This is a genomic window from Nocardioides sp. (assembly GCF_051876515.1).
Taxonomy (GTDB): Bacteria; Actinomycetota; Actinomycetes; order Propionibacteriales; family Nocardioidaceae; genus Nocardioides.
In genome coordinates this window covers 1-18,532 of record NZ_JBJEHY010000016.1, presented here as the reverse complement: position 1 = coordinate 18,532, position 18,532 = coordinate 1, and the positions used below count along the sequence as shown (strand labels likewise).

General features: G+C 71.5%; 24 protein-coding genes and 1 tRNA gene. 16 read left to right on the top strand and 9 right to left on the bottom strand.

Annotation, left to right across the window (positions count from 1 at the left end; genetic code table 11):
* The first annotated feature begins 257 nt into the window (after positions 1 to 257).
* Entirely contained in the window at positions 258 to 1,070 is an 813-nt protein-coding gene (murI, locus tag ACI379_RS00815) for a glutamate racemase (protein WP_439790155.1), read from the top strand.
* Positions 1,067 to 1,822, top strand: coding sequence for an MBL fold metallo-hydrolase (locus ACI379_RS00810; RefSeq protein WP_439790154.1), 756 nt, complete (start codon positions 1,067 to 1,069; stop codon positions 1,820 to 1,822). Before murI ends, ACI379_RS00810 begins: the two co-directional genes overlap by 4 nt.
* Positions 1,823 to 1,869: 47 nt before the next feature.
* Here ACI379_RS00810 and ACI379_RS00805 read toward each other — a convergent pair whose 3' ends face one another.
* The 4 genes from ACI379_RS00805 to ACI379_RS00790 all read right to left on the bottom strand — a co-directional run bounded on the left by ACI379_RS00805 (position 1,870) and on the right by ACI379_RS00790 (position 5,733).
* Positions 1,870 to 2,541: a response regulator gene (locus ACI379_RS00805; protein WP_439790153.1), complete on the bottom strand. Its 672-nt coding sequence runs from the start codon at positions 2,539 to 2,541 to the stop codon at positions 1,870 to 1,872.
* Positions 2,529 to 3,695 carry a sensor histidine kinase gene (locus ACI379_RS00800; protein ID WP_439790152.1) on the bottom strand — a complete coding sequence of 389 codons (1,167 nt, stop codon included), beginning with the start codon at positions 3,693 to 3,695 and terminating at the stop codon, positions 2,529 to 2,531. The genes ACI379_RS00805 and ACI379_RS00800 overlap by 13 nt, the downstream gene beginning before the upstream one ends.
* 200 nt (positions 3,696 to 3,895) lie before the next feature.
* Positions 3,896 to 4,558: a response regulator gene (locus tag ACI379_RS00795; protein ID WP_439790151.1), complete on the bottom strand. Its 663-nt coding sequence runs from the start codon at positions 4,556 to 4,558 to the stop codon at positions 3,896 to 3,898.
* Positions 4,555 to 5,733, bottom strand: coding sequence for a sensor histidine kinase (locus ACI379_RS00790; protein WP_439790150.1), 1,179 nt, complete (start codon positions 5,731 to 5,733; stop codon positions 4,555 to 4,557). The genes ACI379_RS00795 and ACI379_RS00790 overlap by 4 nt, the downstream gene beginning before the upstream one ends.
* A gap of 130 nt (positions 5,734 to 5,863) precedes the next feature.
* On the opposite strand from ACI379_RS00790, the gene ACI379_RS00785 reads away from it, so the two are divergent.
* The 4 genes from ACI379_RS00785 to ACI379_RS00770 all read left to right on the top strand — a co-directional run bounded on the left by ACI379_RS00785 (position 5,864) and on the right by ACI379_RS00770 (position 9,047).
* The gene (locus ACI379_RS00785) at positions 5,864 to 6,778 is read left to right on the top strand and encodes an ABC transporter ATP-binding protein (protein ID WP_439790149.1); all 915 of its coding nucleotides are present in this window, start codon (positions 5,864 to 5,866) and stop codon (positions 6,776 to 6,778) included.
* Complete coding sequence (locus tag ACI379_RS00780; RefSeq protein ID WP_439790148.1) at positions 6,775 to 7,593, top strand: ABC transporter permease; 819 nt, start codon at positions 6,775 to 6,777, stop codon at positions 7,591 to 7,593. The genes ACI379_RS00785 and ACI379_RS00780 overlap by 4 nt, the downstream gene beginning before the upstream one ends.
* A gap of 97 nt (positions 7,594 to 7,690) precedes the next feature.
* Positions 7,691 to 8,428 (top strand): ribonuclease PH, encoded by a 738-nt coding sequence (gene rph / locus ACI379_RS00775; protein WP_439790147.1) that lies wholly within the window; start codon positions 7,691 to 7,693, stop codon positions 8,426 to 8,428.
* 55 nt (positions 8,429 to 8,483) lie between these two features.
* Entirely contained in the window at positions 8,484 to 9,047 is a 564-nt protein-coding gene (locus ACI379_RS00770; RefSeq protein WP_439790157.1) for a non-canonical purine NTP pyrophosphatase, read from the top strand.
* 19 nt (positions 9,048 to 9,066) lie between these two features.
* Here ACI379_RS00770 and ACI379_RS00765 read toward each other — a convergent pair whose 3' ends face one another.
* The 3 genes from ACI379_RS00765 to ACI379_RS00755 all read right to left on the bottom strand — a co-directional run bounded on the left by ACI379_RS00765 (position 9,067) and on the right by ACI379_RS00755 (position 11,185).
* Positions 9,067 to 10,047 (bottom strand): NAD-dependent epimerase/dehydratase family protein, encoded by a 981-nt coding sequence (locus ACI379_RS00765; RefSeq protein ID WP_439790146.1) that lies wholly within the window; start codon positions 10,045 to 10,047, stop codon positions 9,067 to 9,069.
* A gap of 84 nt (positions 10,048 to 10,131) precedes the next feature.
* Positions 10,132 to 11,010 (bottom strand): bile acid:sodium symporter family protein, encoded by an 879-nt coding sequence (locus ACI379_RS00760; protein WP_439790145.1) that lies wholly within the window; start codon positions 11,008 to 11,010, stop codon positions 10,132 to 10,134.
* 92 nt (positions 11,011 to 11,102) lie between these two features.
* Positions 11,103 to 11,185: transfer RNA gene (locus ACI379_RS00755), tRNA-Leu, on the bottom strand.
* Positions 11,186 to 11,204: 19 nt separating this feature from the next.
* Between ACI379_RS00755 and ACI379_RS00750 the strand changes: the two genes are divergently transcribed.
* Together ACI379_RS00750 and ACI379_RS00745 are read left to right on the top strand one after the other, a co-directional pair.
* A complete protein-coding gene (locus tag ACI379_RS00750; protein WP_439790144.1) occupies positions 11,205 to 12,161 on the top strand; it encodes an ATP-binding cassette domain-containing protein in 957 nt (318 codons plus the stop codon).
* Positions 12,158 to 12,958: an ABC transporter permease gene (locus tag ACI379_RS00745; RefSeq protein ID WP_439790143.1), complete on the top strand. Its 801-nt coding sequence runs from the start codon at positions 12,158 to 12,160 to the stop codon at positions 12,956 to 12,958. Before ACI379_RS00750 ends, ACI379_RS00745 begins: the two co-directional genes overlap by 4 nt.
* 207 nt (positions 12,959 to 13,165) lie before the next feature.
* On the opposite strand, the gene bcp is transcribed toward ACI379_RS00745, so the two are convergent.
* Positions 13,166 to 13,636, bottom strand: a complete 471-nt coding sequence (gene bcp, locus ACI379_RS00740; RefSeq protein ID WP_439790142.1) for a thioredoxin-dependent thiol peroxidase — start codon at positions 13,634 to 13,636, stop codon at positions 13,166 to 13,168.
* 105 nt (positions 13,637 to 13,741) lie between these two features.
* Between bcp and ACI379_RS00735 the strand changes: the two genes are divergently transcribed.
* From ACI379_RS00735 to ACI379_RS00700, 8 genes are all read left to right on the top strand, one after another.
* Complete coding sequence (locus tag ACI379_RS00735; protein WP_439790141.1) at positions 13,742 to 14,434, top strand: energy-coupling factor ABC transporter permease; 693 nt, start codon at positions 13,742 to 13,744, stop codon at positions 14,432 to 14,434.
* Positions 14,431 to 14,760, top strand: a complete 330-nt coding sequence (locus ACI379_RS00730; protein WP_439790140.1) for a PDGLE domain-containing protein — start codon at positions 14,431 to 14,433, stop codon at positions 14,758 to 14,760. The genes ACI379_RS00735 and ACI379_RS00730 overlap by 4 nt, the downstream gene beginning before the upstream one ends.
* 5 nt (positions 14,761 to 14,765) lie before the next feature.
* The gene (cbiQ, locus tag ACI379_RS00725; RefSeq protein ID WP_439790139.1) at positions 14,766 to 15,434 is read left to right on the top strand and encodes a cobalt ECF transporter T component CbiQ; all 669 of its coding nucleotides are present in this window, start codon (positions 14,766 to 14,768) and stop codon (positions 15,432 to 15,434) included.
* A complete protein-coding gene (locus ACI379_RS00720; RefSeq protein ID WP_439790138.1) occupies positions 15,431 to 16,186 on the top strand; it encodes an energy-coupling factor ABC transporter ATP-binding protein in 756 nt (251 codons plus the stop codon). The genes cbiQ and ACI379_RS00720 overlap by 4 nt, the downstream gene beginning before the upstream one ends.
* On the top strand, positions 16,183 to 16,431 hold the full coding sequence (locus ACI379_RS00715) for a DUF3618 domain-containing protein (RefSeq protein ID WP_439790137.1): 249 nt from the start codon (positions 16,183 to 16,185) through the stop codon (positions 16,429 to 16,431). The genes ACI379_RS00720 and ACI379_RS00715 overlap by 4 nt, the downstream gene beginning before the upstream one ends.
* 38 nt (positions 16,432 to 16,469) lie before the next feature.
* Positions 16,470 to 16,769 (top strand): GroES family chaperonin, encoded by a 300-nt coding sequence (locus ACI379_RS00710; RefSeq protein WP_439790156.1) that lies wholly within the window; start codon positions 16,470 to 16,472, stop codon positions 16,767 to 16,769.
* 57 nt (positions 16,770 to 16,826) lie between these two features.
* Positions 16,827 to 17,324 (top strand): pyridoxamine 5'-phosphate oxidase family protein, encoded by a 498-nt coding sequence (locus ACI379_RS00705; RefSeq protein ID WP_439790136.1) that lies wholly within the window; start codon positions 16,827 to 16,829, stop codon positions 17,322 to 17,324.
* A 124-nt stretch (positions 17,325 to 17,448) separates the two neighbouring features.
* Positions 17,449 to 17,589 (top strand): GPGG-motif small membrane protein, encoded by a 141-nt coding sequence (locus tag ACI379_RS00700; protein WP_439790135.1) that lies wholly within the window; start codon positions 17,449 to 17,451, stop codon positions 17,587 to 17,589.
* A gap of 69 nt (positions 17,590 to 17,658) precedes the next feature.
* Here the strand turns inward: ACI379_RS00700 and ACI379_RS00695 are convergent, their stop codons facing one another.
* Positions 17,659 to 18,279 carry a hypothetical protein gene (locus ACI379_RS00695; protein WP_439790134.1) on the bottom strand — a complete coding sequence of 207 codons (621 nt, stop codon included), beginning with the start codon at positions 18,277 to 18,279 and terminating at the stop codon, positions 17,659 to 17,661.
* Between the last annotated feature and the right edge of the window lie 253 nt (positions 18,280 to 18,532).

Sequence of the window (18,532 nt, the reverse complement as noted above, 5' to 3'; positions counted from 1 at the left end):
GACGGCTCCGGTGCCGGCCTCGACGACCGCGTGCTGGCCGGCTGCCCGTGACGTCGCGGTGGCCTCGTCCAGCACCCGGGCGGAGGCCGCCGGGCTCGTGCTGAGGAGCGTGGTGAGGGCCAGCGCGACGACGGCGGCCGCGCGGCTGGAGGGTCGCGGGGTGGTGACAGCCATGGTGCGACCCTACGCCGGGATGTGACCCGTTCGACGCCTCCGAACCATCGCGCCCGGGCCGCCGGACACCTAGCCTGTCCCTCATGCGTGCCACGAGCCCCGACGCTCCGATCGGGATCTTCGACTCCGGCTTCGGTGGACTCACCGTGGCCCGTTCGGTGATCGACCAGCTCCCGCACGAGTCGGTGCGCTACCTGGGCGACACCGCCCGCCAGCCGTACGGCCCCAAGCCGATCAGCGCCGTGCGCGAGTACGCCCTGGAGTGCCTCGACCACCTCTACGAGGCGGGCGTCAAGGCGCTGGTGATCGCCTGCAACTCCGCGAGCGCCGCCATGCTGCGTGACGCCCGCGAGCGGTACGACGTGCCGGTGGTCGAGGTGATCCTGCCGGCGGCCCGCCGTGCGGTGGCGGCGACCCGCAACAACCGGATCGGCGTGATCTGCACCCGCGCGACCGCCGACTCCCTGGCGTACCAGGACGCGCTGGCCGCGGTGCCCGACCTCGAGGTCCACGTCACCGCGTGCCCCCTGTTCGTCGACTTCGTGGAGCGTGGGGTGACCAGCGGCGAGGAGCTGCTGGCCGCCGCCCACGCGTACCTCGACCCGCTGGTCGAGGCCGGCGTCGACACCCTGATCCTCGGGTGCACCCACTACCCGCTGCTGACCGGCGTGATCTCGTACGTCATGGGCGACCGCGTCACCCTGGTCAGCTCGGCGGAGGAGTGCGGCAAGGACGTCTACAAGATGCTGGTGCGCAACGACATGATCCGTGCCGGCGGCGACCCCGAGTACGTCTTCTCCACCACGGGCAGCCCCGACGAGTTCGCCACCCTGGGGCGGCGCTTCCTCGGCGCGGAGCTGCTGAGCGCTTCACAGTTCGCGGGAGGTCTTGCGTGAGGCTCACTGTCGTCGGCTGCTCCGGGTCGTACCCCGGGCCGGACTCCCCGGCCAGCTCGTACCTGGTCGAGGAGGAGCACGAGGGCCGCACGTGGCGGATCCTGCTGGACCTGGGCAACGGTGCCCTCGGGCAGCTGCACCGGTACGTCGACCCGCTCGCCGTCGACGGCGTCTTCCTGTCGCACCTGCACGCCGACCACTGCCTCGACATGTGCGGCTACTACGTCCTGCGCAAGTACCACCCCACCGGACCGGCTCCGCGGATCCCGGTCTGGGGTCCCGAGGGCACCCCGGCGCGGATGGCGTCCGCGTACGACCTGCCCGAGGACCCGGGGATGACGGAGGAGTTCGACTTCCGGCTGCTGGGCACGCCCGTCGAGTTCGGCCCGTTCCGCGTCGAGAGCGTCCAGGTGGCGCACCCGGTCACCGCGTACGCCCTGCGCGTGAGCGCGGGTGGACGGACGCTCGTGTACACGGGCGACACCGGACCGTGCGCCGCGATCGACGAGCTCGCGGTCGGCGCGGACGTGCTGCTCGCCGAGGCGTCGTTCGAGTCGGGCAAGGTGAACCCGCCGGACCTGCACCTGACCGGCGCCGAGTGCGGCGAGCTGGCCACGCGGGCCGGTGTGGGCGGGCTGCTGCTCACCCACATCCCGCCGTGGCACGACGCTGCCGTCGTGATGGAGGAGGCCCGGGCCGCCTGGACCGGGCCGCTCGGCCAGGCGACAGCCGGGGCGGTCTTCGAGATCTGATCCCGGTACGCCGGCCCGACGGGGGCGGGCATGCCCGAGGAGGCAGGTCAGGCGAGACCGGCGTCGTGCACGACCATCGCGATCTGCACCCGGTTCGCCACCCCCAGCTTCTCCAGGAGCTTGGAGACGTGGGCCTTCACGGTGGGGATCGACAGGTGCAGCTCGGTGGCGATCTCGGCGTTGCTGAGCCCGCGCCCCACGCAGATCGCGACCTCCTGCTCGCGCGCGGTCAGCGCGGCCAGACGGTCCACGGCCGCCAGGGTGCGCGGGTGGGGTGAGGAGCCACCGCTGCGGATCTGGTCGAGCAGGCTGCGGGTGGCGGCGGGGGAGACGACGGCGTCGCCGGCAGCGACCTGACGGACCGCGGCCACGATCTCGGCCGGCGGGGTGTTCTTGAGAAGGAACCCGTTGGCTCCCGCGGCCACCGCCTCCACGACGTACTCGTCGGCGTCGAACGTGGTCAGCACCAGCACGGCGGGCGGGTCGTCCTGCTCGTGCAGCAGCCGGGTGGCCGCCAGCCCGCTCATGACCGGCATGCGTACGTCGAGCAGGACCACGTCGGGGGAGAGCGCCCGCGCGGCGGCGACACCCTGGGCGCCGTCCTCGGCCTCGCCGATGACCTCGATGTCGGGCTGTCCGCCGAGCATCAGTGTGAGCGCCGAGCGGACGAGGGCGTCGTCGTCGACGATGAGGACGGTGATCGGGGTCAGTTCTGCCACGGCAGCCAGCCTTCCAGGACGAAGTGGTCGTCCTCGACGCGTTGCTCGAGGCGTCCGGCGCTGAGCTCGGCCCGCTCCCGGAGACCGACCAGCCCGAGGCCGGAACCGGGGGCGGCGCTCGCCCCGGGATGCAGGGGGTTGCGCAGCACCACGGTGATCCCTTCCTGGGGGCCGCCCCGCAGCAGCACGTGCAGCGGGTGGCCCGGGGCGTGCTTGCGGGCGTTGGTGGTGCCCTCCTGGACGATCCGGTACAGCGTCCGGCCGACGGTCGTGGGCACCAGCACCGGGTCCGCGACCCGGTCGACGCGGGTGATCCGCATGCCCGACTCCCGGGCCTCCTCGAGCAGCGTCCGGATGTCCGCGTACGTCGGCTGGGGCGCCAGTGTGCCCCCGTCGCCGGACTCCTCCCGCAGCACGCCCAGCACGCCGCGCAGCTCGTCGAGCGCCGTGTTGGCCAGACCCTGGATCTCCTCCAGCCCGGCCCGCAGCCGCGGCGCCTCGAGGTCCTCGCGGAACGCGAGCGCCCCTGCCTGGAGTGACACGAGGCTGATCCGGTGGGCGACGACGTCGTGCATCTCCCGGGCGATCCGGGTCCGCTCGGTGGCCCGCGCCCGCCCCAGACGGAGCTCCTGCTCGGCCTCGGCGCGCAGGGCCCGCTGCTCGAGGTTGGCGACGAGCTCACGGCGTGAGCCGATGAACATGCCCCAGCCCACGAGGGCGACGTTGAGCCCGATGGTCGAGCTCATCGCCACGAGCGTGTCCTCCGGGCCAGCGATGGGGAAGGGGGCGACGAAGCCGTAGGCCAGACCGGCCGCAGTGTTCGCCGAGCCGACGAGCAGCACCTCGCGCCAGCGGCGGCGGGTGGACGCGGAGACGGCGGCGAGCGAGGCGGGGCCGGCGGCCACGCCCGAGACCGTGCTCAGGAGCGCGACGACCACGGCGATCAGGACCGGGTGGCGGCGACGGAAGACGACCAGGACGTACGCGAGGACGCCCACGCTGATCTCGGTCCACCACATGAACCGGTGGGACTCCCACTCCTGCTGGGCAACGCTGCCGAACAGGGCCGCCGAGAAGACCAGGCACAGGGCCAGACGCCACGCGTGGTCCCTCACGCGCAGCGGCGGGGGTACCCCGGGGGTCGGCTGGCTCACGGCCCGAGAGTAGTGAACGGACCCCTACTTAGGTAGGGGGACGAGTCGGGCCCTGTGGATGATGTGTCCCGGGTGGGGGTCAGGACAGACTGTGTCACGGACATTCCCTCAGCGGGGGCGAGGACTGTCCACCGCCCTCCGCTTGTCTCCCTTCCCATCCTCCGATGGCCGGGTCGAGACACGCGGAGGGCCTTTACGTGTCAGCTGAGCCCGGCGTCGCGCACGCACAGCGCGATCTGCACGCGGTTGGTGGCGTGCAGCTTGTCGAACAGGCGTGAGACGTGCGCCTTGACGGTGGGGACGGAGAGATGCAGCGTACGGGCGATCTCCGCGTTGGTGAGGCCGCGGGCCACCTCGAGGGCGACCTCGCGCTCCCGCTCGGTGAGGGCCTCCAGACGCTGCACGGCAGCGTCGCTGCGGTCGTCGGGGGCGTTGCGCACCCGACGGATCAGGGACGCGGTCGCGGTGGGGGAGAGCATGGGGTCGCCGTCCACGACCCGACGTACGGCGGCCACGATGTCGGCAGGGTCGGTGTCCTTGAGCAGGAACCCGTCGGCACCGGCGGCGACCGCCTCCACCACGTTGTCGTCCGCGTCGAAGGTGGTCAGGACGATCACGTGCGGCGGGTCCGGCCGGGCGTGCAGGGCGCGCGTCGCCTCGAGGCCGTCCATCCGCGGCATCCGGATGTCCATCAGCACCACGTCGGGGCCGTGCTCGCGGGCGACCTCGAGCGCCTCCGCACCGTCGCCGGCCTCGGCGACGATGGTGACGTCGTCGTGCCCCCCGAGCATGAGGCGCAGGGCACCGCGCACGATGGGGTCGTCGTCGACGAGGAGCACGCGGATCGGGACGCTCGGACTCACGCCTCCCACGGTATCCACCCGCGCAGGACGTACTCGTCGCCGACCTCGCCGGCAGCGAGCTCGCCGTCGGCACGCTCGAGGCGTTCGCGGAGCCCGATCAGCCCGAGGCCGGCGCCGGGGACGGCATGGGCCCGGGTGAAGCCGAGCCGGTTGCGCACCTCGACCTGGATGCCCCCCTCCTCCTCGCCGGTGACCCGGACCCGGACCTTGGCGCCGGGGGCGTGCTTGTGGGCGTTGGTCAGAGCCTCCTGGACCACGCGGTACGCGGTCCGGCTCGCGCCCTGGGGAGCGGCGCCGCCGGTCGGCAGGAGGAGGTCCACCTCGACCGACTGTCCCGCGGCGCGGGCGCCGGCGACCAGCTCGTCCAGGTCGGCCAGCGTCGGCTGCGGACGGTGGACGCGGTCGCCCGAGTCGGGGTCGCGCAGCACCCCGAGGACGCTTCGCAGGTCGGTGAGGGCCTCGTTGGCCTTCTGCTGGATCAGCGCCGCCGCCTCGTGCACCTCCGCCTCGGAGAGACCGTCGCGGTAGCTCAGCGCTCCGGCGTACATCGAGACCTGGGAGATCTTGTGGGCCAGCACGTCGTGCATCTCGTGGGCGATCCTCGCCCGCTCGTCACTGCGTGCCTTCTCGCCGCGCAGGGCCGTCTCCGCCTCCGCCCGGCGCGCCCGGTCCTGGAGGGTCGCCAGCAGCTCGCGGCGCGAGCCGATGTACATGCCCCAGCCCATGAGCGCCGCGGTGACCACGGCGAAGAGCGCGGCGTTGGCCCACCAGGGGAGCTCGTCGGGCACCGGGATCCACCAGGTGAAGACCATCCCCGCGGCGACGCCCAGCACCCCGACCGGGAGCATCTCGACCCACCGCCGACGGGTGGCGAGTGAGATGGTCACCAGCAGCGCGGGGCCGGCGGCCGCGCTCGAGAACGCCGAGGCGAGGGTGACCAGGACCGCGACCGACACCGGTCGGCTGCGTCGCAGGAGCACCAGCACGAAGGCGGCCGCCCCCAGCACCAGGTCGAGGAGCACCTGCCCCGGAGTCGGGTACGCCCAGCCGCCCTCGACCGCGGGGATGACGGTCAGCAGCAGGGCGACGAAGCTGACCAGCGCGCAGACCACGATCCGCCAGGTGTGGCTCCACCAGGGCAGGGGGACGGCGCTGGGCTGGGGGGTCAGTGGCACGCTCGTCAGCCTAGTTTCGAGGGTGCCGGCGCGGACCGTGCCCAGGTCTGGACCGCACCCCTACTTTGGTCGCCGCGCGGTCGACCAGGGTTGGTTCTGGCGAGCTGCCCGGACGGGCAGGATGGTGGCCATGATCAGAGTCCAAGGAGTCACCAAGCGGTACGGCGAGTTCGTCGCCGTCGACGACGTGACGTTCGAGTGCAAGCCCGGCAAGGTGACCGGCTTTCTCGGACCCAACGGCGCCGGCAAGTCCACCACCATGCGGATGATGGTCGGCCTGACGCCGCCCACCAGCGGCACGATCACGATCGGCGGCCACGCGTACGCCGACATCCCCAACCCGGGCCGGCACGTCGGTGTCCTCCTGGACGCCAGCGCCCAGCACGCCGGTCGTACGGGCCGGGAGGTCCTCGCCATCGGTGCGCGGACGATGGGGCTGCCCGACTCCCGGGTCGACGAGATCCTCGCCCTGGTCAGCCTGAGCGCCGACGAGGCCAAGCGTCGGGTGCGGGACTACTCGCTGGGGATGCGGCAGCGTCTCGGCATCGCGCACGCGCTGCTCGGTGACCCGCAGGTGCTGATCCTCGACGAGCCCGCCAACGGTCTCGACCCCGCCGGCATCCGGTGGATGCGCGGCCTGCTCAAGGGCTACGCCGACCGGGGTGGCTCGGTGCTGCTCTCCAGCCACCTGCTCAACGAGGTGGAGCTGATCGCCGACGAGCTCATCCTCATCGGTCACGGACGCATCGTCGCGCAGGGGACCAAGGACGAGCTGCTCTCCCAGGGCGGGACCGTGGAGACCCTCGTGACCGCCGAGGTGCCCGACGCCCTGGTCGCGGCACTGGACGCCGCGGGCCTGCCGTGGACGCGTGCCGGCGTGGGCTTCCGCGTGGGCGCCGAGGCGCTGCAGGTCGGCCGCGCGGCCGCCCAGCACCAGGTGGTGCTCAGCGACCTGCGCACGTCGACGGGCGACCTGGAGAGCCTGTTCCTGACCCTGACCTCCGACACCCAGCGCGACACGGTTCTCGAAGGGAGCCAGGCATGAGCACCACGACCGCTCCCCAGTGGGAGCTCGACGTCTCGGGCACCGCCACGGTGCCGTTCTCCCGGCTGGTGCGGGTCGAGCTGCGCAAGATGCTCGACACCCGTGGCGGCTTCTGGCTGCTGCTGCTCACCGGTCTGCTGCTGACGCTGGTGGCGGTGATCGTCCTCATCGTCGTCGCCACCACCGACGGTGAGTGGGCGCCCAGCCTCATGACGTGGTCCACGGAGATCCTGCTGGTGCCGCTGTCGGTGCTGCTGCCGGTCTTCCCGATCCTCGCGGTGACCAGCGAGTGGGGCCAGCGCACCGGCCTGACCACCTTCACGCTGGAGTCCAACCGGCTGAAGGTGCTCGGGGCCAAGCTGGTCGCGGTCCTGGCGCTGGCGGTCGGGACGAGCGTGCTCGCGGTGCTGCTGGCCCTGGTCGGGACGCCGCTCGGTGCCGCGCTGGACGGCAGCTCCCCGGTGTGGGAGGTCGACTGGGCCGTGGTGGGCGGGACGCTCGTCAGCCAGCTGCTCTTCTTCCTGATGGCCTTCGCCCTGGCCTCGGCGATCCTCTCGACGCCCGGCGCGATCTCGGTCTTCTACGTGATGGGGCTGATGGTGCCCTTCCTCGTCTACTCGACGCTGATGTTCGCGTTCGAGTGGGGGCCGAAGGTGATCCCGTACTTCGACCTCACCTTCGCCAGCACGCCGCTGATGGGTGGCGAGGCGATGACGGGCCGTGAGGCCGCCCAGCTCGCCTCTGCGGTGCTGATCTGGATCGTGGCCCCGCTGGCCTTCGGTGTGCGCCGTCTGCTGCGCGCCGAGATCAAGTAGCCCCAGCAGCCCGACCCGTGCGACGGCCGGTGCCCAGCGGGCGCCGGCCGTCGGTGCGCGTACGGGACCGTCAGTGGCCGCGACTAAGGTGCCAACCATGACTGAGACCCCCACGCCGCGCGCCGACGGCCGCGCCGACGACGAGCTCCGCCCCATCACGATCACCCGCAACTGGCTCGACCACGCGGCCGGATCGGTCCTGGTGGAGTTCGGCGGCACCAAGGTCCTGTGCGCCGCCTCGGCCACCCAGGGCGTGCCGCGCTGGCGCAAGGGGTCGGGCCTGGGCTGGGTCACCGCCGAGTACGCGATGCTCCCCGCGGCCACCAACACCCGCTCGGACCGCGAGTCGGTCAAGGGCCGCATCGGTGGTCGTACGCACGAGATCTCGCGCCTCATCGGGCGCTCGCTGCGTGCCGTCGTCGACTACAGCGCCCTCGGCGAGAACACGATCGTGCTCGACTGCGACGTGCTCCAGGCCGACGGTGGCACGCGCACCGCCGCCATCACGGGGGCGTACGTCGCCCTCGCCGACGCCGTGGCGCACCTGCGCGAGGCCGGCGCCCTGGCCGGGGAGCCGCTGACCGGGTCGGTGGCCGCGGTCAGCGTCGGCATCATCGACGGCACCCCGCGCCTCGACCTGCCGTACGTCGAGGACGTGCGCGCCGAGACCGACATGAACGTCGTGATGACCGGGGACGGCAAGTTCGTCGAGGTGCAGGGCACCGCCGAGGGCGCGGCGTTCGACCGGTCCGAGCTCGACGCGCTGCTGGCGCTGGCCGAGAAGGGCTGCGCCGACCTGACCCGCCTGCAGCGCGAGGCGCTGGCCGGTGGCTGAGCAGGCCGGTCCGGCGATCTTCCTGGCCTCGCGCAACGCCAAGAAGATCGCCGAGATGGAGCGGATCCTCGCCGAGCACGTCCCCGGCGTACGGGTGCTGGGGCTCGACGACGTCGAGGCGTACGACGAGCCCGTCGAGGACCAGCCGACCTTCGAGGGCAACGCGCTGCTCAAGGCGCGGGCCGGCGTCGCCGCCACCGGCCTCCCGTCGATCGCCGACGACTCCGGACTGTGCGTCGACGAGCTCAACGGGATGCCGGGAGTCCTCTCGGCCCGCTGGGCAGGGCGCGCCAAGAGCGACGCGGCCAACAACGCGCTCCTGCTCGACCAGCTCCACGACACCCCTGACGAGCGACGCGGGGCACACTTCCGCTGCTCGGTCGCCTGGGTCATGCCCGACGGCTCCGAGCGGGTCGTCGACGGGCGCATGCACGGACGCGTGATCCGCGAGCTGCGGGGAAGCGGCGGGTTCGGGTACGACGTCCTCTTCGTCGCCGACGAGCACGCCGGAGAGGGGCTGACCTCCGCCGAGCTGTCCCCGCAGGAGAAGGACCGCATCTCGCACCGGGGGCGCGCCCTGCGCGAGCTCGCGTCACTGGTGGCAGCCGACCTCGCCTGAGCCGAGGACGGTGCGGCCCTCAACGCGCCTGCGCCAGCAGGGCCCGCACCTCCCGCTCGTCGTCGTCGGAGAGCCCGGCGCCGCTCGGGCCGCCTCGCAGCTCCTCGTACGCCAGGCAGCGGGCCAGGGTCTCCTCGAGGGGTCGCGTGCGCAGCCCGTGCTCGCGGGCGCGGGTGGTCTCGAGCGTGGCGAACCACCGCCACTGCGGGTCGTCGATCCACAGCGGCAGGGAGCGCGGTCCCATCCAGGCGGCGATCCCGGACTGTGCCACCACGCCCTCGGGGACCGGGGTGAAGCTCACGTCGCTTCCGGCCACCCGACGGGCCGCCTCGAGGACCGCGCCGACGGTCGTGCTCGGTCCGGTGACGTTGAACGTTCCGTCCAGCCGTTGCTCGGCGGCCAGGACGACCCAGGCCGCCAGGTCGTCCACGTCGATCAGCGCCGCGGGGAAGTCCAGGTCGGGCGGCACCAGCACATCGTCCCCGGTCGGGTGGGCGCACCGCCACGGGTAGTAGCCGACACGGCCGGCGACGTCGCCGGGGCCGGTGATCAGCCCTGACCGCACCACGGTCGCGGTCCCGTCCGCGCCGCGTACTGCGTCCTCGCACGCGACCTTCGCGGGTCCGTACTGCTCCATGTCGTCCAGCACGTCGGCGGCCAACGGCTCGTGGACGGGGGACTGCTCGTCCTGCTCGGGGGCGTCGAAATGCAGGTAGGCGTTGCCGCTGGAGACCAGCACCCAGTGCGTCGCGTCGAGGTCGGCCACCGCCCGGCGCGCGTGGCCGGGGTGCCGGGTCACGTCGACCACGACGTCCCAACGACGCCCGCGGACGCCGTCGAGCCCGTCCTCAGCGTCACGGTCGCCACGGACGAGGTCGGCGCCCTCGGGCGGTGGGGCCGACCCGCGGGCCAGACAGGTGACGCGGTGGCCGCGGCTCATCGCCTCGCTGGCCACGGCACGTCCGAGGAAGGCGGTTCCGCCGAGCAGGAGCAGGTCCATCGACCCAGCCAAGCCCGCCGTTCCGGCCAGGGCAACGGTGTTCGCCGAGCGCGTACCTCGCGCCTGCTGGGCGCGTCGAGGGGATCAGGCGTCGACCGTGGCGCTGACGCGCTGCGTCTCGCGCGACGACACCCACTTGCCCCACCCGGCGGCGAAGATGAACATGATGATCGAGTACACGGCCGCCGGGATGGACATCTCGACGCTGTCCATGACCTCGACGGCCACCACGATCGCCAGCGTCGAGTTGTGGACCCCGATCTCCATCGAGGAGGCGATCGCCTGCGGCCCGGGGACGCCGAACGCCTTGGGGACGACGTACCCGATCACCAGGCTGACCGCGCAGAACAGGGCCGCCGCGACGCCGATGTCGGCGATGTACTCGCCGATGTTGTCGCGCTCGGAGAGGATCACACCGAGGATCAGGATCGCGAGGATCACCGCAGAGGCGATGCGGACCGTCTTGTCCATGCGAGCGGCGAAGCCGGGCGCCTTGGCCTTGACCAGCATGCCCAGTCCGACGGGGATCAGGATCAGCGCGAACACGTTGACCAGCTCACCGAACGGCAGCGAGACGTCGACGTCCTTGCCGTAGTGGTTGATCGCGAACCCGGTGATGAGCGGCAGCGTCACGATCGCCACCACCGTGTTGATCGCCGTCAGCGAGATGTTGAGCGCCACGTCACCGCGGAACAGGTGGCTGAACAGAGCTGCGGTGGTGCCGCCCGGCGAGGAGGCGAGGAGCATCATGCCGATGCCGAGCAGCGGGGGCAGGTCGAGCGCCAGGACCAGCCCGAAGCAGATCGCGGGCAGCAGCACCAGTTGGCACGCCAGGGCGATGACCGCGGCCTTGGGGTTGCGACCGACGCGCTTGAAGTCATCGAGACCCAGGTCCAGGCCCAGGCCGAACATGATGATGGCGAGGGCGACGGGCAGGCCGATGGTGGTCAACGCGGAGTCCATGCGCGGACCCTAGGGGTGATCCACGTCACTCGCGAGGGGTCGGTCGTCCCGGACCTGCTCCCGTTACCGAAACGTGACGTCTCGCCTGTCGGTGCCGAAGGGGGGACTCGAACCCCCACGCCCACAGGGCACAGGAACCTAAATCCTGCGTGTCTGCCAATTCCACCACTCCGGCCTGTTGAGAGAGTGTAGGTATGACCATCCATGCACCTCCGTCCGGGATGCCCATCCAGATCAGGGGTCTCACGAAGACCTTCAAGACCGTCCGAGCGGTCGACGACCTGAGCTTCGACGTCGAGCCGGGCCGGGTCACCGGCTTCCTGGGGCCCAACGGCTCCGGCAAGACCACGACCCTGCGGATGCTGCTCGGGCTCATGTCCGCAGACTCCGGCACGGCCCTCATCGGCGGCCGCCCGTACATCGAGTTCACGCGACCGGCCGCCCAGATCGGCGCCTCGCTGGACGCCACGTTCCACCCCGGCCGTACGGCCGAGGGGCACCTCAACGCCCTAGCCCCGCTGATCGGGGTCGACCGCAGCCGCGTCGACGCCGTGCTCGAGCAGGTCGGCCTCAGCGACGCCGCGGACCGCAAGGTCGGCGGGTACAGCCTCGGCATGCGCCAGCGCCTCGGTCTGGCCACGACGCTCCTCGGCAACCCCGGGGTCCTCATCCTCGACGAGCCGGCCAACGGCCTCGACCCGCACGGCATCATCTGGCTGCGCGACCTGCTGCGCCACCTGGCGGGGGAGGGTCGTACCGTCCTCGTCTCCAGCCACGTGCTGGCCGAGGTGCAGGCCACCGTCGACGACGTCGTCGTCATCTCCAGCGGCCGCCTCGTGCACGCCTCCCCGCTCGCCGACATGGTGCGGCTGGCCGACTCCCACGTGGTGCTCGCCGGCCCCGACCTGGCCGGCATGGCCGCCCTCGCCGCCAGCCGCGGGTGGACGGTCGAGGAGCGCCCCGGCGCCCTGGCCGTACGCGGCGCGAGCGCCCCCGAGATCGGCGCCGCCTGCTTCGCGGCCGGTCTGGAGATCCACGCCCTGGAGACCGTGGGCGCCAACCTCGAGGAGACCTTCCTGGGCATGGTGCGCGGTGAGTACGAAGGCACCGTGCCGCCCACCACGGTCGTCGATGAGGAGGACGTCGCATGAGGGCCAACATCGTCTCCGAGTTCCGCAAGGTCACCGCCACCTCGCTGTGGTGGATCCTCGCCCTCGGCATCGCCGGCTACATGGCCTTCATCGCCGCCGCCCTCGGCTTCGGGGCCGGCACGCCCGTCGACGAGGGCGGGCTCGCCGTACCCGGTGCCGACCCGGCAGCCGTCGCCACCTCCATCTACGGGCTGGCGCCCACCCTGGGGTACGTCTTCCCGCTCGTCATGGGTGCGCTCGCCATCACCACCGAGTACCGCCACCGCACCATCAGCGCGACCTTCTTGGCCGAGCCGCGCCGCGGTCGGGTGCTGGCCGCCAAGCTGATCGTCCAGTGTGGGCTGGGAGCGCTGTACGGACTCCTCGGGACCGCCGCGGCCGTCGGCGTCGGCGCCCTCGTCCTCAACGTGGTCGACGTCGACCCGATGCTGGGCAGCAGCGAGGTCTGGACCGCCATCGGCATGTCCGTCGTCGCCCTCGCTGTCTGGGGCATGGTCGGGGTCGGGTTCGGCACGCTCGTGCCCAACCAGGTCGCCTCGATCGTGCTGATCCTCGCGTTCACCCAGTTCCTCGAGCCGATGGTCCGCGTCGGGCTCACCCTCGTCGACGCCCTCGCACCGGTCGCGAAGTTCCTCCCCGGCGCCGCCGCCGAGGCGATGGTCGGCTCAAGCCTGTACAGCACCAGCGCCGGGCTCGACCTGCTCGAGCGCTGGCAGGGCAGCTTGGTGATGCTGGCCTACGTGGTCGTCTTCGCCGTGATCGGCAACTACCTCACGCTGCGGCGCGACGTCAGCTGAGCCCCGCCGAGGCTCCGCCGCCCCGGCACAAGTAGCGCGCAGTTATCACCAGGTCACCCGGTCAATAGCGGGTCATCAGAGGAGATAACTGCGCGTTACTAGGGGAGAGGGCCGGACCTGCCCTCCGCTCGCTGCGCTCGCTCCGGTCAGTCCAACCCCACCTTGACGGGGCCCGGACCTGCCCTCCGCTCGCTGCGCTCGCTCCGGTCAGTCCAGCCCCAGGTCCCGCCGCAGCTTGGCCACGTGCCCCGTCGCCTTCACGTTGTACTGCGCGAGCTCGACCGTGCCGTCCTCGCCGACCACCACGGTCGACCGGATCACGCCGGTCACGACCTTCCCGTACAGCTTCTTCTCCCCGAACGCGCCCCAGGCCGTCATCACCGACTTGTCGACGTCGGAGAGGAGCGTGATGCCCAGGTGCTCCTTCTCGCGGAACTTCGCCAGCTTCTCCGGCTTGTCGGGGGAGACGCCCAGCACCTCGTACCCCGCGCCGCGGAGCGACTCGATCGAGTCGGTGAAGTCGCACGCCTGCTTCGTGCAGCCCGGGGTCATGGCGGCCGGGTAGAAGTACACGATCACCTTCCGCCCGCGCAGGGACGACAGGGTGACCTCCTCGCCGGTGTCGGAGGGGAGGGTGAAGTCCGGGGCGGTGTCCCCGACGGTCAAACGTTCACTCATCGGTCACTCCAAAGTGTGGTTGTTGCGAGAAACATGCAATAAACTGGCGCGGTTGCCGGTCTCCGGACCGCGACCACCCATCATTCCTGACCCGTGGGAGAACCCATGCACGTGCCTGACGGATTCCTCGACGCCCCCACCTCGGTGGCGACCGGCGTCGTGGCCGCGGCTGCCGTGGGCGTGGCCCTGCGCGGCGCCCGCCGAGAGCTCGACGACCGTACGGCGCCGATGGCCGGGCTCGTGGCCACGTTCATCTTCGCCGCCCAGATGATCAACTTCCCCGTCGCCGGCGGCACGAGTGGCCACCTCATGGGCGGGGCGCTCGCGGTGGCGCTGGTCGGCCCGTGGACCGGCGTGCTGTGCGTCAGCGTGGTCCTCATCGTCCAAGCCCTGCTGATGGCCGACGGTGGCATCACCGCGCTCGGCACCAACGTCGTGCTGATCGCGGTCGTGACTGTCGGCGTCAGCTGGCTGGTGATCCGTGGCCTGCAGCTCGTGATGCCCAAGCGTGCGGGGCTCGTACCCGTCCAGGCCGCGGTCGGCGCCCTGCTGTCCGTGCCTGCCGCCGCAGCCGTCTTCACCGGACTGTTCGCGGTCGGCGGTGTCGCGCCGATCGACGCGTCCACGATCCTCGCCCCGATGCTGGGATGGCACACCGTCATCGGCATCGGTGAGGCGGTCGTGACGGGACTCGTGGTGGGCAGCGTGGTTGCCGCACGCCCCGACCTGGTCCACGCCGCCCGCTCCGCCATGGCGCGGCGCACCCTCGAGATCCGCACCCCGGAGGTGGCCCGATGAGCCGCAGGACGTTCCTCCTCGTCGGCCTCCTGGCCGCGTTCCTGATCGCCGGCGTCGGCAGCTACTACGCCAGCAGCCACCCCGACGGCCTCGAGTACGTGGCCGAGCAGGTCGGCTTCGGCCACACCGCCGAGGACTCGGCGACGGTCGACAGCCCGCTGGCCGACTACCAGACCAGCGGCGTCGAGAACTCCCGCCTCAGCGGTGGCCTGGCCGGCGTGATCGGCTGCGCCGTCGTCCTGCTCGCCGCGGGTGGCCTGTTCTGGGGCGTTCGCCGTCGCGGGGACCACGCCTCCGACGAGCAGCCCGTCGACGCGCGCGGCTGACCGCCGTGGGTGCGGGGCACGGCCACACGCTGCACTACCACGGCCACAGCCGGGTGCACCGGGCTCCGGCGCACCTCAAGGTCGTCGCGCTGGTCGTCTTCATGCTCGTGGTGGTCGCGACGCCGTGGGGCTGGTGGCCCGCCTTCACGGCGTACGCACTGCTCCTCGCCGGCGTGATCGCCGCGTCGCGGGTGCCCGTGGGCTACCTCGCTCCGCGGATGGTGGTCGAGGTGCCGTTCGCGGTCTTCGCGCTGCTGATGCCGTTCATCGCGACGGGGGAGCGGGTCGAGGTGCTCGGCCTCAGCGTCTCCGAGGCGGGCCTGCACGCCGGCGCCGCGCTGCTGGTCAAGGGCACCCTGGGCGTCCTCGCCTCACTGACGCTGGCCGCCACGACCGAGGCGGACGAGTTGCTGCGCGGGCTGCAGCGGCTGCGTGTGCCGGAGCTGATCGTGCAGATCATGGGCTTCATGCTGCGGTACCTCGATGTGGTGACCGGCGAGCTGGGGCGGATGATGGTGGCCATGCGTTCGCGTGGTTGTGATCCCCGCTCGCCGCGCCACTGGCCGGCGATGGCCCGGTCGCTGGGTGCGTTGTTCATCCGCTCGTACGAGCGCGGCGAGCGCGTGCACCTGGCGATGCTGTCGCGCGGGTACGACGGGAGGCTCCCGCAGTGAGCACCCCGGTCCTCGACGTCAGCGGGCTCGCGTACGCCTACCCCGACGGCCACCAGGCGCTGTACGGCGTCGACCTGCACGTCCACGCCGGCGAACGGGTCGCACTGCTGGGGCCCAACGGCGCCGGCAAGACGACGCTGGTGCTGCACCTCAACGGGATCCTGGCCGCGGGCAGCGGCAGCGTGCAGGTGAGCGGGCTGGGCGTGGAGAAGAAGAACCTCAAGGAGATCCGGCGTCGCGTCGGCGTCGTCTTCCAGGACCCCGACGACCAGTTGTTCCTCGGCTCGGTACGCCAGGACGTCGCCTTCGGGCCGGCCAACCTGGGCATCAAGGGCGCCGAGCTGGACCGACGGGTGATGGAGGCGCTGGAGAAGGTCGGCATGGCCGACTTCGTCGACCGCCCGCCGCACCACCTGTCGTTCGGCCAGCGCCGCCGCGTCGCCGTGGCCACGGTGCTGGCGATGGAGCCCGAGATCCTGGTGCTCGACGAGCCCAGCTCCAACCTCGACCCGGCGAGCCGCCGGGAGCTCGCGGACATCCTGCGCGGCCTCGACGTGACCGTCCTCATGGTCACCCACGACCTGCCGTACGCGCTCGAGCTCTGCGGCCGCGCCGTGGTGCTGAGCGAGGGCGTGGTCGTCGCGGACCGGCCGACGATGGACGTGCTGACCGACGCGGAGCTGATGGCTGCCCACCGGCTGGAACTGCCGTGGGGATTCGACCCGCACCGGGTTGGTAGCCTTCCCGGGTGACCCAGGACCAGAGCCAGCTCGAGCGTGAGGTCGAGGAGGCGCGCGTGCGCCTCGCCGCGACCATCGACCAGCTCGCGTACCGCGCCCACCCCAAGACCATCGTCAACCGCGAGGTCGACCAGGTGAAGGCGTACTTCGTCGACCCGGCCACCGGTGCCCCGCGCACCGACAACATCCTCCGCGTGGCAGGTGGCGTGGTGGGTGTGCTGGTGACTCTTGCGGTGATCCGCAAGATCGTCCGCTGAGCACCGTGGCAGCGCCGGAGGGCAGCGCCCCGGTCAAGATGCTGCACGACCGGATCCTGGTCGAGGTCGACAAGGAGGCCGGCGAGCGGCGCTCCACCGGCGGCATCGTGATCCCGGCGACCGCCGCGATGGGCGCCCGTCGACTGGCGTGGTCCAAGGTCATTGCGACCGGGCCGCAGGCGCGAGCGGTCGAGGTGGGGGACCGGGTCCTCTTCGACCCCGAGGACAAGGCCGAGGTCGAGGTCCAGGGAGCTCTCTACGTGGTCATGCGGGAGCGTGACGTCCACGCGGTGGCCGCCGAGCGCCTCGAGGGCAGCTCGACCGGCCTCTACCTCTGACCGCCGGGCGTTTTAGAACCTGTTCCATTGTTGGCTCGGGGTCCCTAGGGTGACGCCATGAAGCAGCGCGCCCAGATCGTGATGAACGACGCCGAGGTCGACGAGTTCCTGCGTACGCAGCGGAGCTCGACCGTCGCCACCATCGGCAAGGACGGCCAGGTCCACCTCGTCGGCATGTGGTACGCGTGGTTCGACGGCCACGTGTGGTTCGAGACGAAGCCGAAGTCGCAGAAGGTGGTGAACCTGCGTCGCGACCCGCGGATGACGTTCCTGGTCGAGGCGGGTCACACCTACGACCAGCTGCGCGGGGTGTCGCTGGAGGGCACCGCCGAGGTCATCGACGACGCGGAGTTGCTGGAGAAGGTCTGCCTCGACATGTTCGAGCGATACACCGGGCCGTACACGCCCGAGCTGCGGCCGTTCCTGGACGCGATGATGCACAACCGCTTCGTCGTACGCCTCGACGTGCAGCGCACGCGTTCGTGGGACCACCGCAAGCTGGGGCTCCCGGCGATGGAGATCGGCGGCACCACAGCGGACTCCGTGACCACCTGACGTACCCACTGTGGGTCAATTCGTTACCGTTGCGGTTCTTGACGAGTGGGCGCCAGTCACGACAACGTGGAGGGTCTCCGTTCCGTTGGACGGGGAATTCTTCTCTCGGAAGGACGTACAACGAATGACTCTTCTGCTCTGGATCCTTGCCGTGATTCTCGTCGTCAGCGGCATCTTCGCCCTCGTGAGGGGCCAGATGCTCTGGGGGATCGTGCTGATCATCGTCGGGCTGCTGGTCGGCCCGGGTGGAACGAGCATCTTCTAGCGAGTACACCGTTCTGACGAGGCGGGGAGGTCGGACCCACGGGGGCCGGCCTCCCCGCCTCGTTGCGTGTCAGGAGTCGCTGTCCGAGGTGGTCGACGGCAGCGCTGCCCGCATGCCGAGCATGACGCCGAAGCCGATGACCGCGACACCGAACGCCGCTCCGCCCCCGATGGTGACGAGGCTGCTCACAACGATGCCCACGATGGCGTCGCCGCCCACCTCGCCAGCGGCCGACCTGAACATCGCCAGACCCGCGACCTGGGCCAGCGCGCCGCAGAGGAGCAGGGTCCACAGCAGCGAGTGGGGGCCGGCGACGTCGGCCGGTTGCGCGTCCGCCGTTGCGTCCTGGAGGTAGGGTGCGGGGGCCTCCTCGACGTGCACCGAACGGCGACGCAGCTCCTCGCCGAGCTCGCGCACGTAGTCGGCCTTCGCGAGGTGCAGCACGACTGGGTCGTCGGCCGAGGCCAGCTCGAGCTCGATGCTCTCGGGGGTGACCCAGGCCCGCTGCAGATCCACCCACGCGTACGTGAGGTCGTTGCCGGTGGTGAACGTGCGCACCCCCTCGTCGGTGAGCGCGACGACCGCCCGGCCACCCTCGGAGTCCCTCACGGGCCACACGTCGTCGTGCAGCCCCGCGGCGGCGACGGCCCTTCGGACGTCGTGATCGGTCGTGAACTGGTCGATCTTCACGGGCGGGTCCCTCTCGCGGCTGGTCGTGGGCGTGGAACACCGAAGGCTGGCTGGTGGGTCCGCAGCGGGCTCCGAACCGGACCCTAGCCCAGGGGACCTCCGTTCCGAGGGTGCTCCGAGACGCTTCCGCGCGCGCCAGAGGAGGTCCGGAAACGACAGAACCGCCGGTCACGATGTGACCGGCGGTTCCTGGTTTGTACGCCATCAGGGACTCGAACCCCGAACCCGCTGATTAAGAGTCAGCTGCTCTGCC